At 59.5% G+C, this 13,341-nt stretch carries 12 protein-coding genes and 2 pseudogenes; 9 read left to right on the top strand and 5 right to left on the bottom strand.

What is annotated here, in order from left to right:
* Nucleotides 1–68: 68 nt before the first annotated feature.
* Complete coding sequence (locus RBH71_RS21610; protein ID WP_003516101.1) at nucleotides 69–383, bottom strand: DUF1883 domain-containing protein; 315 nt, start codon at nucleotides 381–383, stop codon at nucleotides 69–71.
* A gap of 251 nt (nucleotides 384–634) precedes the next feature.
* Between RBH71_RS21610 and RBH71_RS21605 the strand changes: the two genes are divergently transcribed.
* From RBH71_RS21605 to RBH71_RS21585, 5 genes and pseudogenes are all read left to right on the top strand, one after another.
* Nucleotides 635–2,449, top strand: coding sequence for a methyl-accepting chemotaxis protein (locus tag RBH71_RS21605; RefSeq protein WP_323687487.1), 1,815 nt, complete (start codon nucleotides 635–637; stop codon nucleotides 2,447–2,449).
* Between the two features lie 303 nt (nucleotides 2,450–2,752).
* Nucleotides 2,753–4,021 carry an extensin family protein gene (locus RBH71_RS21600; RefSeq protein ID WP_003516099.1) on the top strand — a complete coding sequence of 423 codons (1,269 nt, stop codon included), beginning with the start codon at nucleotides 2,753–2,755 and terminating at the stop codon, nucleotides 4,019–4,021.
* A 401-nt stretch (nucleotides 4,022–4,422) separates the two neighbouring features.
* Nucleotides 4,423–5,245, top strand: a pseudogene (locus tag RBH71_RS21595) (sulfite exporter TauE/SafE family protein).
* Between the two features lie 104 nt (nucleotides 5,246–5,349).
* On the top strand, nucleotides 5,350–6,276 hold the full coding sequence (locus tag RBH71_RS21590; protein ID WP_003516095.1) for an ABC transporter ATP-binding protein: 927 nt from the start codon (nucleotides 5,350–5,352) through the stop codon (nucleotides 6,274–6,276).
* Nucleotides 6,273–7,034 (top strand): ABC transporter permease, encoded by a 762-nt coding sequence (locus RBH71_RS21585; protein WP_003516094.1) that lies wholly within the window; start codon nucleotides 6,273–6,275, stop codon nucleotides 7,032–7,034. The genes RBH71_RS21590 and RBH71_RS21585 overlap by 4 nt, the downstream gene beginning before the upstream one ends.
* Nucleotides 7,035–7,148: 114 nt before the next feature.
* Here the strand turns inward: RBH71_RS21585 and RBH71_RS21580 are convergent.
* From RBH71_RS21580 to RBH71_RS21570, 3 genes and pseudogenes are all read right to left on the bottom strand, one after another.
* Nucleotides 7,149–7,857, bottom strand: a pseudogene (locus tag RBH71_RS21580) (TIGR02281 family clan AA aspartic protease).
* Entirely contained in the window at nucleotides 7,854–8,048 is a 195-nt protein-coding gene (locus RBH71_RS21575) for a DUF1289 domain-containing protein (protein ID WP_003516090.1), read from the bottom strand. The pseudogene RBH71_RS21580 and the gene RBH71_RS21575 overlap by 4 nt, the downstream one beginning before the upstream one ends.
* Nucleotides 8,049–8,067: 19 nt before the next feature.
* The gene (locus RBH71_RS21570; protein WP_080580988.1) at nucleotides 8,068–8,853 is read right to left on the bottom strand and encodes an adenosylcobinamide-GDP ribazoletransferase; all 786 of its coding nucleotides are present in this window, start codon (nucleotides 8,851–8,853) and stop codon (nucleotides 8,068–8,070) included.
* Nucleotides 8,854–8,984: 131 nt separating this feature from the next.
* Here RBH71_RS21570 and cobT point away from each other — a divergent pair, with 131 nt between their 5' ends.
* Nucleotides 8,985–10,019 (top strand): nicotinate-nucleotide--dimethylbenzimidazole phosphoribosyltransferase, encoded by a 1,035-nt coding sequence (gene cobT / locus RBH71_RS21565; RefSeq protein WP_003516086.1) that lies wholly within the window; start codon nucleotides 8,985–8,987, stop codon nucleotides 10,017–10,019.
* A gap of 8 nt (nucleotides 10,020–10,027) precedes the next feature.
* Nucleotides 10,028–10,432: a diacylglycerol kinase gene (locus RBH71_RS21560; protein WP_003516084.1), complete on the top strand. Its 405-nt coding sequence runs from the start codon at nucleotides 10,028–10,030 to the stop codon at nucleotides 10,430–10,432.
* Between the two features lie 16 nt (nucleotides 10,433–10,448).
* On the opposite strand, the gene pdhS2 is transcribed toward RBH71_RS21560, so the two are convergent.
* Nucleotides 10,449–11,984, bottom strand: coding sequence for a two-component system sensor histidine kinase PdhS2 (gene pdhS2, locus RBH71_RS21555; RefSeq protein WP_111801625.1), 1,536 nt, complete (start codon nucleotides 11,982–11,984; stop codon nucleotides 10,449–10,451).
* 108 nt (nucleotides 11,985–12,092) lie between these two features.
* Between pdhS2 and RBH71_RS21550 the strand changes: the two genes are divergently transcribed.
* Together RBH71_RS21550 and RBH71_RS21545 are read left to right on the top strand one after the other, a co-directional pair.
* Nucleotides 12,093–12,686, top strand: coding sequence for a thermonuclease family protein (locus tag RBH71_RS21550; protein WP_323687486.1), 594 nt, complete (start codon nucleotides 12,093–12,095; stop codon nucleotides 12,684–12,686).
* Nucleotides 12,679–13,314 (top strand): uracil-DNA glycosylase family protein, encoded by a 636-nt coding sequence (locus RBH71_RS21545; protein ID WP_003516076.1) that lies wholly within the window; start codon nucleotides 12,679–12,681, stop codon nucleotides 13,312–13,314. Before RBH71_RS21550 ends, RBH71_RS21545 begins: the two co-directional genes overlap by 8 nt.
* The last annotated feature ends 27 nt before the right edge of the window (nucleotides 13,315–13,341 follow it).

Below are 13,341 nucleotides of genomic sequence, written 5' to 3'. Positions count from 1 at the left end.
CAAAAAGAATCAGGCGCTTGCCAAAGTGAGTCGTAAAACCGCGCCATCCAACTGTTTCCAAAGGGAAATCAGGATGCCTTTCGGTGTTGCATGACCTGCGACGGCGCAGGCAGCATCTTGACCGAGGATTCCGCCAGACCGCTATGCCCTTCGGCATCGATCACCAGATGCCAGTGCAAGGTCTCGGGAATGCTGATGCGGATCGGCGATTTTTTCGCGACGCCGCCGAGATATTTGAAATCGAGCAATTCGGTGAAACGCTGGAAGTTTGCGCCTGTCATCAGCCGTACATTGTTGACGGCCGACAGGGACACCTCAATGGTCGTCCCAGCCCGCAATTCCTTCAGGTCATAGTGTGTAAAGCGGAAATTCGGCCGTGACATTGCGCGTCTCCCTGTACCTGTATTTTGGCAAAAGAGGATAGGACGTCAGGGTTAACGAGCTCTTTAAAACGGCAGCACCCTGTAGAATTTCGGGTCGCTGCGCCGGCTTTTAAGGGCCGTGGAGAGTATTGGCGGGTTGGGAGGAGGAGGTCTGGAATAATACTAACGTATAATAAGCGTATTCAGTTATAATAAATTTTTTAACTCTAACATACGCTGGTCGAAGTGCCGTCAGCGGCGTTGGGGGGAATATGAAAAACGTCACGATATCTATGCGCCTTTATGCGCTCGTTGCATTGTTTCTGGCAATATTGACTGCGGCACTTACATTCAGCCTGTTCGAGACTTTTCATGAGATGGAACGCGAGCGTAAAGCGGGGCTCGCATCCATGAACGAAACGGCTGTCGCCATTCTTGAGCAATATTACCGGCTGGAGCAGGGTGGCACACTGACGCGTGAGGCTGCGCAGCAACAAGCCAAGACCACGATTGCGGCGATGCGCTATGGCAACGGTAGCGGCTATTTTTGGATCAACGACATGCATCCCAAGATGGTGATGCATCCGATCAAGCCCGAGATGAACGGCAGCGATCTCACTGCCAACAAGGATCCGAACGGCAAGGCGCTGTTCGTCGAATTCGTCAATACGGTGAAGGCGGGCGGCCAGGGCTTTGTCGATTATTATTGGCCCAAGCCCGGCGCGCCGGACCCAGTCGAGAAATTTTCCCATGTCGCCGGTTTCGCGCCCTGGGGATGGATTGTCGGCACTGGCGTCTATGTCGACGATCTTGAGGCGGTTTTCTGGAGCAATGCCTATTTCAACATCGCAGTGTGTGTTCTGTCCGGCCTTCTGGTGATCGGCGTGGCTGCAGCCGTCGTGCGCAGCGTGACACGGCCTATCGATCGCATCCGGCAGAGTATGAAGCGGATCGCTGATGGTGACGGCGAGGCGGAAATTGAATTCGCCGACCGTCGCAACGAAATCGGCGCCATTGCCAAGACGTTGCTGGTGCTGCGTGACAGCGTCAATGAGCGCAGCGCCTTGCAGGCCCGCGAGGCGGGGCAGCAGCGGGCGCTGGAGGAGGCGCGGCATGGCAACGAGATGGCGTTGCGCTCCGCATCCGAGCTTCAGGCTCATGCCATGAACGAGCTCGGCAGTTCGCTGGAAGCACTTGCCAATGGCGATCTGACCGTCGAGCTTGCCGATATCGGCGGCGAATATGAAAAGCTGCGCATGGATTTCAACCGCGCCGTCGGCGCGCTGCATGGGGCGATCGAGGCGATCGCCAGAACCGGCCATGTCGTCAACGATAGCGCATCTGACATCAGCGGTGCGACCGGCAATCTTTCGCGCCGGACAGAGCAGCAGGCAGCGGCGCTGGAGGAGACGGCGGCGGCTCTTGACGAAATCACCGCGACGGTACGCATCGCTTCCGAACGGGCGAACGAGGCCCGACAAATGGTGCAGGATACAAAAACGAGCGCAGGCCGCTCGGGCGAGATCGTGCGCAATGCCGTCGATGCGATGGGCCGTATTGAGGAATCTTCGCGGCGCATCGGGCAGATCATTTCCGTCATCGACGAAATCGCGTTCCAGACCAACCTTCTGGCGCTGAATGCCGGTGTCGAGGCCGCAAGGGCAGGCGAAGCGGGACGCGGTTTTGCCGTGGTGGCGCAGGAGGTTCGCGAACTCGCGCAACGCTCTGCCAATGCCGCCAAGGAGATCAAGACCCTTATCAATCGTTCCGCGGAAGAGGTCGGCGGCGGTGTCGCACTCGTTCGCTCCACAGGTGACGCGCTGGATGAGATCGTGACGCTGGTCAACCGGGTCGACGGCCACGTCAATTCCATCGCCACGGCGGCACGCGAACAGGCCACCGGCCTGCAGGAGATCAACACCTCCGTCAACCACATGGACCAGATGACCCAGCAGAACGCCGCCATGGTGGAAGAGACGACGGCGGCCAGCCAGACGCTGGCCGAAGAAAGCCGGCAGCTCCGCGCGCTGCTGTCCCGTTTCGAACTCGGGCACGGGGCAGGGCGTGAGGTTTCGCGGGCGGCTTGATTTTTCTCCGCTTGAGATAGTTTACAGGGCGCGGCTTTGGCTGCGCCTTTCTGTTTCGAGGAAGTGCGACAACCTATCCTCCGTCGTGCCGGACCCGTGGTGTGTCTGCGTCGTGAGAGGCGTTGGTTGGCGGAGCTTTGCTGACACCTTTGGTATGATTTCGCTCGAGGCTTCCGCATTTCCCGCTTCACGGAACAGCCCGGTTCGTTATTTCTCCCAACCAATAAGGATCCGTTTACCCCGTTTCTTTAAAATTTACCTGTATTGCCGCGGGTAGCGGCCGCTGAAGGTACAGGTTCTCGTATGGCGTATGTTTCCCTTCCGCGTCGTCTTGTGACGTTGTTGATGATTTCCACGGTCATGGTGTCGTGTTCGGCGGAGGGTCTTGTGCCGCCGGCCGAGGTTGACGGCACGACACGTGTCGGCGCCATCCGGTCGTCGCGACAGCAAGGCTACAGCGCGCCGCCGGGTGCGGTCTATCAGGCCGAGCGGACCGGGCAGGCCACCAATTATCCCGCAGCCGTGTCACAACCGATGCCGGAGCCTTATGCCTCGCAGGATCCCCTGCTGCAATCGCCACAGGGCGGCCAGGGCTATTCCACGCTGGATGGCCAGCATCAGGCGCGGATGGCCGCGAACGGCCAAAGTATGGCCTCCACAACCATGCCTAACCAGCAGGGCGCCGCAAATCAGATCGCCGAAGGCGAGGGCGGGGTGAACATGGATTCCATGCTGGGCGTGGAGCCGGTTCGCGGACTTGCGGAAGAGCAGGACGCCGATATTGCCGAAGGCGCTTCCGCCCAGCCGGTGGTGGACGGCATCGGCACCGACAATCCGGTTGCCGTTTCTCCCGCTCGCCGGCAACAAAGTGCGGGTCAGTCGCGGTTGATACCGCCACCGCCGCCGGGGTCTTCTTCCCGCCGCCAGCCGGTGGAGGAGGTCGCCATGCTGATGCCTAATGATCCGATGGCCCGCGACGGACTGCAAAGCAATCGCTCGGCCATGCCGCCCGGCGTCATGCCATCCTCGGAAGTGGCCTGTCGCTCCGAGCTGCGCCGTCTCGGCGTCGCCTTCCGCGATGTTGCGCGCATTGCAGATGGACCGACCTGCGGTATCGACTATCCGATCGAACTCAGCGGGCTTGCCAGCGGCGTTGCCATCCGCCCGGCAGTGAAGCTCAATTGCCAGGTCACGCTTGCCTTCGCCAAATGGGTAAAGTTCGAACTCGTGCCGTCCTCCCGCTTCCGTTACCTCTCAGGCGTCGGGCGCATCACGCCCATGGGCGGTTATTCCTGCCGCAAGATGAATTCGCGCTCCAGCAATCCATGGTCCGAACATGCGCGCGGCAACGCCATCGATATCGGCACCATAACGCTGAACAACGGCAAGGAGATCGACGTCCGCAGCAAGAACTTCTTCGCCTTCCGGGAAAAGGCGCTGCTGAAGGCAGTGAGGTCCGATAGCTGCAAATATTTCTCCACGGTTCTCGGGCCGGGCAGCGATCCCAACCACTGGAACCATTTCCACTTCGACCTGCGCACCCGCAAGTCCGGTTACAGGCATTGCGACTAGGGGGCGACGAGACGACACGGTGGTGCATGACGATAGGCGTGAGGCATTAGTTGTGGTGCGTCATATCGACCCGTAACTTCCCGTCCGTCCCGGCGCTACCCGGAATGACGGAGTGGGGGATGTGGCCACATTACAATTTGGGCCTGTTGGGTTTGGTGCTAGCCGCCCAAAAAAAGACCGGCCCTAAGGCCGGTTGAAGAAGACTGCCTAAATCGGGGGATATCGGCGTCTTTGCAAGGGCATGCAATGGGAAGAAATCCCATAAAACGGTCCATCCGGTGCGGATATCCGGCAAAAAACATCGCGCCGTACTGACCTGCGGCCAACATGGCTTGCCGCCCTTTTCTGATACGCTATGAGCGTCACATGTTTGTGACAACGGCCCGCTGGAGCCTGCTTTCATGCCCCCTGTTTCAGAGATACTGATCTTTGCTTCGGCGCTTGCGGCCGCGGGCGTGGTCGCTGGACTTCTGGCGGGGCTGTTCGGCATTGGCGGCGGTGCTGTGCTGGTGCCGGTGTTCTACCATGTGTTCGGGCTTCTGGATGTGCCAGAGGCGGTGCGCATGCATCTGTCGCTTGGCACTTCGCTTGCCATCATCGTGCCGACCTCCATTCGTTCTTTCCTGACGCACCGACAGAAAGGTGCCGTTGATATCGATCTCCTGAAGGGCTGGATCGTCGCCGTGCCGCTCGGCACCATCCTCGCATCTGTGGTGGCTGCGCATGCCTCGAGCGTCGCCCTGCGGCTGATCTTCGCTTTCATTGCGCTTGCGCTCGCCTTCCGGATGATCTTCAACCGGGCGAGCTGGCATCTCGGTTCAGACCTGCCGAAAAATCCGGTCCGCTTTCTGGTCGGCACCGGCATCGGCCTTCTGTCTGGCCTGATGGGTGTGGGCGGCGGGGTGATGAACAATACTTTCATGACGCTTTACGGACGCACCATCCATCAGGCGGTTGCCACATCCTCCGGTGTCGGAGTGCTTATTTCGCTGCCGGGTCTCCTCGGCTATATCTGGGCCGGCTGGGGTGATGCAGGTCTGCCGCCTTTTTCCACCGGCTTCATCAACTGGATCGCCGTCGCGCTGCTGATCCCCATCACGCTTGTCGTCGCGCCCTATGGCGCGCGGCTGGCCCATGCACTCAGCAAGAAGCAGCTGGAGCGGGCCTTCGGGGTGTTTCTGGCCTTCGTCGCGGCCCAGCTTTTTCTACAGCGTCTACAGCTGATTTTCCCTCCCCGCCGAATGCAGTGTTCAGGCCGTTGGGCTGGCAATTGCGGGTTGTACGGCCTATATGGCGTGCATCTTACTCGTTTTTTCGAAAGATTCGCGATGAATGCCATTGTTTCGATACGGAATCTGACCAAATCCTACTCAAATGGCTTTCAGGCGCTCAAAGGTGTCAGCCTCGATATCAGAGAGGGGGAAATCCTTGCTCTTCTCGGGCCTAACGGAGCCGGCAAGACGACGCTGATCTCTATCATCTGCGGGCTTGTCAATCCGGGTGAAGGCTCGGTTCTCGTTGGCGGATATGATGTGGTGAAGGATTTTCGCCAGACGCGTGCCCTGATCGGCCTTGTGCCACAGGAATTGACGACAGACCAGTTCGAGACCGTGTGGAACACCGTCAGCTTCTCGCGCGGTCTGCATGGGCAGAAGAAGAACCCGGAACTGATCGAGCGCGTCCTGAAATCGCTGTCGCTCTGGGACAAGAAGGACAATATGCTGCGGGAGCTTTCCGGCGGCATGAAGCGACGCGTGCTGATCGCCAAGGCGCTTGCGCACGAACCGAAGGTCCTCTTCCTCGACGAGCCGACGGCGGGTGTGGATGTTACCTTGCGCCGCGACATGTGGAATGTCGTTTCCGAGCTGCGCTCCAAGGGCGTCACAATCATTTTGACCACGCATTACATCGAGGAGGCGGAAGAGATCGCTGATCGGGTGGGCGTTATCAATGGCGGCCAATTGTTGCTGGTGGAAGAAAAGACCGCGCTGATGAAGAAGCTCGGCCGCAAGCAGCTTTTCCTTGAACTTTCGCACCCCGTGGAGGCGTTGCCGGACAGTCTGTCATCTTTCGGCCTTTCGCTCTCGGATGACCGCAACACCATCACCTACGAGATCGAGGACAACGGCGAGCAGGGGCGAATTGCCGATCTACTGACTGCGCTTTCCGGTGCCAACATCCATTTCAAGGATATTTCGACACGTCAAAGCTCTCTTGAGGATATTTTCGTCTCGCTGGTAGGAGACCAGAAATGAATTTCGAAGCTGTCAAGTCCATCTACCTGTTCGAAATGGCGCGCACCCGCCGCACCCTGTTGCAGAGTGTCGTGTCGCCGGTCATTTCCACCTCTCTCTATTTCATCGTTTTCGGAACGGCGATCGGTTCAAGGATTCAGGAGGTTGGCGGGGTTTCCTATGGCGCGTTCATAACGCCCGGCCTGATCATGCTGACGCTTTTGACGCAATGCATCAGCAACGGCTCTTTCGGCATCTATTTTCCGAAATTCACCGGCACGGTCTACGAGATATTGTCTGCGCCAGTGGCGATGACGGAAATTGTTGCCGGTTATGTCGGGGCGGCGGCGACCAAGGGGCTGATGATCGGCACGATCATCCTGATAACGGCCTCCTTCTTCGTGGATATCACCATCGCCCATCCGTTCATGATGATCCTGTTCTTTGTGCTGACGGCGGTGAGCTTCAGCCTGTTCGGCTTCATCATCGGCATCTGGGCCACGAATTTCGAGCAGCTGAACCTCATCCCGATGCTGGTGGTGCCGCCTCTGACATTCCTTGGCGGCAGCTTCTACTCCATCGACATGCTGCCGCCCTTCTGGCAGACGGTCAGTCATTTCAACCCGGTGCTCTACCTCATCAGCGGTTTCCGCTGGAGCTTCTACGAGATCGCCGACGTCAATCCCGTCATCAGCCTGGCGATGATCACGCTGTTCCTCGCACTCTGCCTCGGCGTCGTCGGCTGGATGTTCAAGACCGGTTACCGGCTGCGCAACTGACCGGAAAGAGGTTTGCCGTGAATGTGATACGCCCGGTTTGCACCGGGCGTTTTCGTATTCGGATAGCGAGACGTTATTTTTGATCGCGAGCAGGAACTGTCTGCCCGGCAGGTTTTACCTGTCTCGCAATCTCAACTCATCGGTCTGCATCTGCATCGAACCAAGCGTCGATAGGAAGCTCATGCCGAGCAGGCTCTGGCCCAGCTTGGCCATCCTGCGCGACGAGGGCGGGGATGTTGCTCCGCGCGATCGGGCCGATGCCGATCTCGGACAGGGTGACGGGCGCTGCCGCCGTGCGGCCGTTCGCGGTCATCACCGGCACGGTGTAGCGCAGTTTCGTGGTGTCGATGCCGATGGCGGCGGCATCGGCATTGGCCAGCACCACGGAGCTCGCGCCGGTATCGACCAGCATGTGGATCGTTTTGCCTTCAATACTGACATTCGCCTCGAAGTGGCCGCTCATCGATTTGTGCAGTATGATCTCCTGTTCGCCGCCAGCGGTCGTCACCACCACCGCGCGGCCGGGCATCAGGCCACCCAGCAGCCGGTCGGCGAAGGATTGCAGGTCGTAGCGATAGAGATAGACGGATACGAGGCCGAGGATGATCACGAGCCAGATGGCGAGTTGCCGGACAACGCTTGCGAAGCTGCCGCGGCTTCCCGCCAGAATGCCGACGGATAGCAATCCCGCAATCGGCAGGAGATAGACGATCTGTCCGAATTTTTCGTTGTCGATGCCGAAGGTGCGGCCGCTGTCGTGATTGACGAGAAGCAGGCCGAGACCCACGGCCAGCAAGAGGAGAACAAAAGTCAGCCTGTTCATGCGGTGTGCGTCTCCCTGGAGGTGTCCTTGCCTGTTTTTGCCAGTCTTTCGGGAAGCGCCTGCATGATCATGCGGCGCTTTTCGTCGCTATAGGTTGCCCAGCCGCCGATCTCGTCCAGCGTGCGTCCGCAACCGATACAGAGGGTGTTTGTGGCGTCGAGGGAGCAGATATGAATGCAGGGTGTTTCCATGGGGATCTATATCAGTCTGTCACGTCGCAAGGGCAAGAGCGACGAGAGTAACGATCTCCGTGATCTGCTGGCTGGCGCCGATTGTGTCGCCGGTGTGGCCGCCGATCTTGCTGACACAGAGCCTGCCGAACAGCATCGTCGCGAGGCAGGCAGCCGCCAGAACGACTACGATAGACACAAAGGGCAGGGCATGCAGCGTGAAAAGCACGAGCAGCAGCAACCCTGTTGCGAGCGCGATGTTGCGCTCGCTTTCCCCGGGTTGGCCGGCGCCGGCGGCGATGCCGGAGGTTTTGGCGGCGGGCAGTGACTGCCAGTGCCATACCATCAGGGCGCGACTCACCACCAGCGCGGCAATCAGGCAGGCGGCGGCGGTCTTGGCAGGCAGGGTTTCTATAAGCGATGCGAGTGCCGTGGCGCGCAGTGCAAAGGACAGGACCATGGCGATCGTGCCATAGCTGCCGATGCGACTGTCCTTCATGATCTCAAGCGTTTTCGGCTTGTCCTTGCCGCTGCCGAAGCCATCGGCCATATCCGCCAAGCCGTCTTCGTGCAACGCACCGGTTATGAGCGCGGTGACGGCGATGGCAAGCCAGCCGGTGAGCTGCGGTGAGGCGTCGAACTTCGCTAATGCCACCACGAGCACAGCAGCGGGCAGGGCGATCAGGAGGCCTGCGGCGGGAAAAGCGCGTGCTGTCCGGCGCATCGATGGACCGTCACCTTCACCGAAGAAGCGCGATGGGACCGGCAGGCGGCTGAGAAAGGCAACGGAATGCATGACATCTTTTATAAAATCCCCGGCCTTCATGCTCTCTCCGCTGCTGTGCTTGCATTTCCGGTTGTTCCGCGGCGCGTCCGCGATTATGAGAGGCGCAACAAAGACCGATTTGCCGGAAAACACAAGTTTCCGCCAATCCGACGACGAGAAAGACAGATACCATGAGCATGAGCGGATTGCCCTTCGACGATTTCCGCGCGCTGCTGCGCGAGCTTCCCGGCCCGGATACGCATGCGCTGGTCGCGGCCAAGGAGCGCAATGCGCAACTGACGAAACCGGCCGGTTCGCTCGGTCGGCTGGAAGAAATCGCCATGTGGCTTGCCGCATGGTCGGGTCGCTCGCCCGCCGTCACCCGTCCGCTGGTGGCGATTTTCGCCGGCAATCATGGCGTCACCCGGCACGGCATCACGCCCTATCCGACGTCCGTGACGCAGCAGATGGTGGAGAATTTTGCGGCAGGCGGTGCGGCGATCAACCAGATTTGCGTCACCAACGATCTCGGTCTGAAGATTTTCGATCTGGCACTTGACTACCCGACCGGCGACATCACCTGCGAGCCTGCCCTTTCCGAGCGCGATTGCGCCGCCACCATGGCCTTCGGCATGGAGGCGATTGCTGGCGGTACCGACCTTCTCTGCGTTGGCGAAATGGGCATCGGCAACACGACCATCGCAGCGGCGATCAATCTGGCGCTCTATGGCGGTACGGCTGAAGAATGGACCGGTCCCGGTACCGGCTCCGAAGGCGAGGTCATGGCGCGCAAGATCGCGGCGGTGAAGGCTGCCGTCGAGTTCCACAAGGACCATCTGTCCGATCCGCTCGAAATCATGCGCCGTCTTGGTGGCCGTGAGATTGCGGCGATTGCCGGCGCGATCCTTGCCGCGCGCGTGCAGCGCATTCCCGTGCTGATCGACGGTTATGTGGCGACTGCCGCTGCCGCGCTGTTGAAGGCTGCCAATCCTTCGGCGCTCGACCATTGCCTGATCGGCCATGTCTCCGGTGAACCGGGCCATCTGGCTGCCGTCGAGAAACTTGGCAAAACGCCGCTTCTGGCGCTGGGCATGCGGCTTGGCGAGGGCACGGGTGCCGCTTTGGCCGCCGGCATCGTCAAGGCTGCCGCCGCCTGCCATTCCGGCATGGCGACTTTCGAAGCTGCCGGTGTCGATACTGGTACCCATTCCCACACTGAGCATTGAGGCCCAAGATGGACGCAACGCCGCAGAAGAAGCAACCGGAACCTGCCTTTCGCAAGGAAAAGGGATGGCGGCATCTTTTTGCTGCTGCCCGCTATTCCTTGCAGGGGCTTGGACGGCTGTGGCAGGAAGCGGCGTTCCGGCACGAGGTTCTCGCCTTCGGCGTCGGCCTTGCCCTGCTTCTGGTCGCCCGCGCGCCGTTTGCGCATCTTCTCGTCTTTACGGTGCTGATGCTGCTTTTGTTCGCGGTCGAGGCGCTCAATACCGCGATTGAGGAGTTGGTGGATCGCATCTCGCCGGAAATTTCTTCCGTCGGGCGGCACGCCAAGGATCTCGGTTCCTTCGCCGTCTTCTGCCTTTTGACGGCAAACGGATTTTTCGTGCTTTATTCGCTGGTGACGACGCTGTTCTTCTGAACGGCAGATTTGACGCTTAGGCGAAGGACCGGCGGCGTGGCTGGATGGCGTGGGTTTCCTCCACGGCTGGCAGGCTTTGCAGCACGCGTTTTGCCGGCAGGATGGCGATGCCTTCGGTGCCTTCACGCAATTTCGATTTCAGGATGAACTGGCCGTCATGCTTGGCAAGGATGGCCTGAACGATGGGCAGGCCGAGCCCGGTTCCCTGTTCGGCGCTCTTGATCGCGATCGATCCCTGACCGAAGGCAGACAACACCACGGGGATTTCTTCCTCTGGAATGCCGGGGCCGTTGTCCTTGATCGACACATATTGCCCGCCACCCGCCGTCCAGCCTGCCTTCACGAGGATTTCACCGCCCTGCGGGGTGAATTTGACGGCGTTGGAGAGCAGGTTGAGGATGACCTGGCGGATCGATTTTTCATCCGCCCAGACCTGCGGCAGGCTGCTTTCAAACTGCTGCGAAATCCTGATGGTCTTGGCGCGGGCGCGAAGCTGGATCATGCCGATGCAATCTTCGGCGATTTCAAGCATCGAGACCGCTTCTTCATTGAGGTCGTAGCGACCGGCCTCGATACGCGACAGGTCGAGGATTTCGTTGATGAGGTCGAGCAGATGCTGGCCGGAACGGTGGATGTCGCCGGAATATTCCTTATAGAGCGGATTGTTGAGCGGACCGAGCACCTCTGCTGACATGACTTCGGAGAAGCCGAGAATAGCGTTGAGCGGGGTTCGCAGCTCGTGCGACATGGAGGCGAGAAAGCGCGATTTCGCCAGATTGGCCTCTTCCGCACGCCGCCGCGCCTCATCCGACATCGAGTTGGCGACTTCGAGTTCGGCGATCAGATCATCTTTTTCAGTCTGCGACGACAGCAGCTTGATGCTGGTCTGGTAAAGCCTGCTGGTGATGCGATGACAGAAAAGAATCGCCATGCCGAACATCAGGGCGAGGCCAACATCGAAGGGATCGCGGGAGACGACGGAGGTGACGCACAGCGCCGCCAGCACCGGCAGGAAGGTCATGAAGGTGGCCCGCCGCAGCATGAAATTGGCCATGGCGGTAAGCGAAAGCGCGATCAGCAGCGTCGCGCCCTTGAAGAAAATAACGAGTGTCGGGTTGTTGCGCACCGGTTCGGCCAAGGCGAACATTGCCCAGGCGCAACCGATGAGGATCTGCATGGCAAGGAAGAGATTGCGCCACTTCGGCAGATTTTCGGCCGTTATCCCCTGTTTGGCGGCTCTTTTGGCCAGCACCAGAGACATGGCATGGAAACTCAGCGCAATGAGCGACCAGATGATCAGCCCTATGTCACCCGTGATATACAAACCGATGATGGAGGCGAATACGATGAAAAGCGGCATGACCATCGCGCCCTGAAGGGCTTCTGCGATGTGCATCGTCAGCATTTCACGTTCATAGGCTTCGCTGCCGCCAGCGCCTTGCTGCAAGCGTTCACGCGTCGTCTTCACCGTGTCGAAAACAGCCTTGTTACGGTGCTTTCGTGAACGGTCGACGATGATCTTATCGGTGGACGTGCTGACGCTTTTACTCATTGTTACAACGCAGGTGACATGAACCCTTTGCAGGCTACGCACAAAATCTTAAGAAGATGCTGCCGTGAAAGGATTTGTTTGCCATTTCTGACAAGGGTTTGTTGTGACATGAGACGAAATGGAGGCAGGCGCGGCTTTTTCTCGACGTTTCGCGACGGCGGGCTTTTCCTTGCCACCGTTTTTCTCGGCATTCTGATTGCCGCCAAGCTCGATCAGATCAATAGCGAGACCCATACCGGCCGTTTCTTTGTGATCGATGGCGATACGCTTTCAAAGGGCGAGGACCGGTTCCGGCTGCTCGGCATCGATGCGCCGGAGCTTTCGCAGACGTGCCGGCGCGGCAGCGAAACCTGGCCATGCGGCGCGGAGGCGCGCCGCGTTCTGCAACAGATGATCGAAGGCACGACCTTTTCCTGTTCCGGCAGTTCCAGGGACCGTTACGGACGTCTGCTGGTCTATTGCTCGGCGGGAGACCGGGACGTGTCCTCGGAAATGGTGGCGTCGGGTTTTGCCATCGCGTCAGGTTATTTCCAGTTCTCCGGCGAACAGGGGCTGGCGCGCAAAGAAGCTCGCGGCATATGGGCTGGAGAATTCGAAAAACCGGCGGAGTGGCGGCGCGAACATCGCGCAGCGGATTTGCAAACGCCCGCCGCAGGTTTCCTCACCATCATCCGTCATCTTCTGGGATGGAATCATGGCTGAGGCGGATCGAGCCCTGCCGATGAATGACGACGGGCTGAGGGGCGCGATTGCCCTCTGTCGCATCTGTCGCGACACCCCGACCTACGGACGCCTGCCGCACGAACCCCGACCGGTCGTGGTGATGTCGACCAAGGCGCGTATCATGATTGCAGGACAGGCGCCCGGGCTTCGCGTGCATGAAACGGGTGTGCCTTTCAACGATGCTTCCGGCGACAGGCTGCGCCAGTGGCTGAATGTTGATCGTGAGACATTCTACGATCCGGACCGCTTCGCTATTGTGCCCATGGGGTTCTGTTTCCCCGGCTATGACGACAAGGGCAGTGACCTGCCGCCTCGACGCGAATGTGCGCCGCAATGGCGGGAGAAGGTGCTGGCGGCGATGCCGCAGGTGGAGCTGGTCCTTGCCATCGGTCAATATGCCCAGGCCTTTCATCTCGGCGAAAGACGGCGGAAAACCATGACCGAGACCGTGTACGACTGGCGCAGCTATTTTCATTCAAATTCGGGACCGGCCATTTTGCCGCTGCCGCATCCCAGCTGGCGCAACACCGGCTGGCTGAAGAAGAATCCGTGGTTTACCGAGGAGCTGCTTCCTGTTCTGCGAGAACATGTGGAAATGCGACTTTAGTGAAACAATTTTCTGTTTTTCTCTAAA

Source organism: Rhizobium sp. AN68, assembly GCF_030758035.1.
Lineage (GTDB): Bacteria > Pseudomonadota > Alphaproteobacteria > Rhizobiales > Rhizobiaceae > Agrobacterium > Agrobacterium tumefaciens.
The sequence above is the reverse complement of the archived record's forward strand: the minus strand, read 5'-3'. Positions and strand labels throughout refer to the sequence as shown.

Coding starts and splice junctions, on each gene's coding strand:
- RBH71_RS21610 (WP_003516101.1), bottom strand. CDS start 383: ATGTCACGGCCGAATTTCCGCTTTACACACTATGACCTGAAGGAATTG.
- RBH71_RS21605 (WP_323687487.1), top strand. CDS start 635: ATGAAAAACGTCACGATATCTATGCGCCTTTATGCGCTCGTTGCATTG.
- RBH71_RS21600 (WP_003516099.1), top strand. CDS start 2,753: ATGGCGTATGTTTCCCTTCCGCGTCGTCTTGTGACGTTGTTGATGATT.
- RBH71_RS21590 (WP_003516095.1), top strand. CDS start 5,350: ATGAATGCCATTGTTTCGATACGGAATCTGACCAAATCCTACTCAAAT.
- RBH71_RS21585 (WP_003516094.1), top strand. CDS start 6,273: ATGAATTTCGAAGCTGTCAAGTCCATCTACCTGTTCGAAATGGCGCGC.
- RBH71_RS21575 (WP_003516090.1), bottom strand. CDS start 8,048: ATGGAAACACCCTGCATTCATATCTGCTCCCTCGACGCCACAAACACC.
- RBH71_RS21570 (WP_080580988.1), bottom strand. CDS start 8,853: ATGAAGGCCGGGGATTTTATAAAAGATGTCATGCATTCCGTTGCCTTT.
- cobT (WP_003516086.1), top strand. CDS start 8,985: ATGAGCATGAGCGGATTGCCCTTCGACGATTTCCGCGCGCTGCTGCGC.
- RBH71_RS21560 (WP_003516084.1), top strand. CDS start 10,028: ATGGACGCAACGCCGCAGAAGAAGCAACCGGAACCTGCCTTTCGCAAG.
- pdhS2 (WP_111801625.1), bottom strand. CDS start 11,984: ATGAGTAAAAGCGTCAGCACGTCCACCGATAAGATCATCGTCGACCGT.
- RBH71_RS21550 (WP_323687486.1), top strand. CDS start 12,093: ATGAGACGAAATGGAGGCAGGCGCGGCTTTTTCTCGACGTTTCGCGAC.
- RBH71_RS21545 (WP_003516076.1), top strand. CDS start 12,679: ATGGCTGAGGCGGATCGAGCCCTGCCGATGAATGACGACGGGCTGAGG.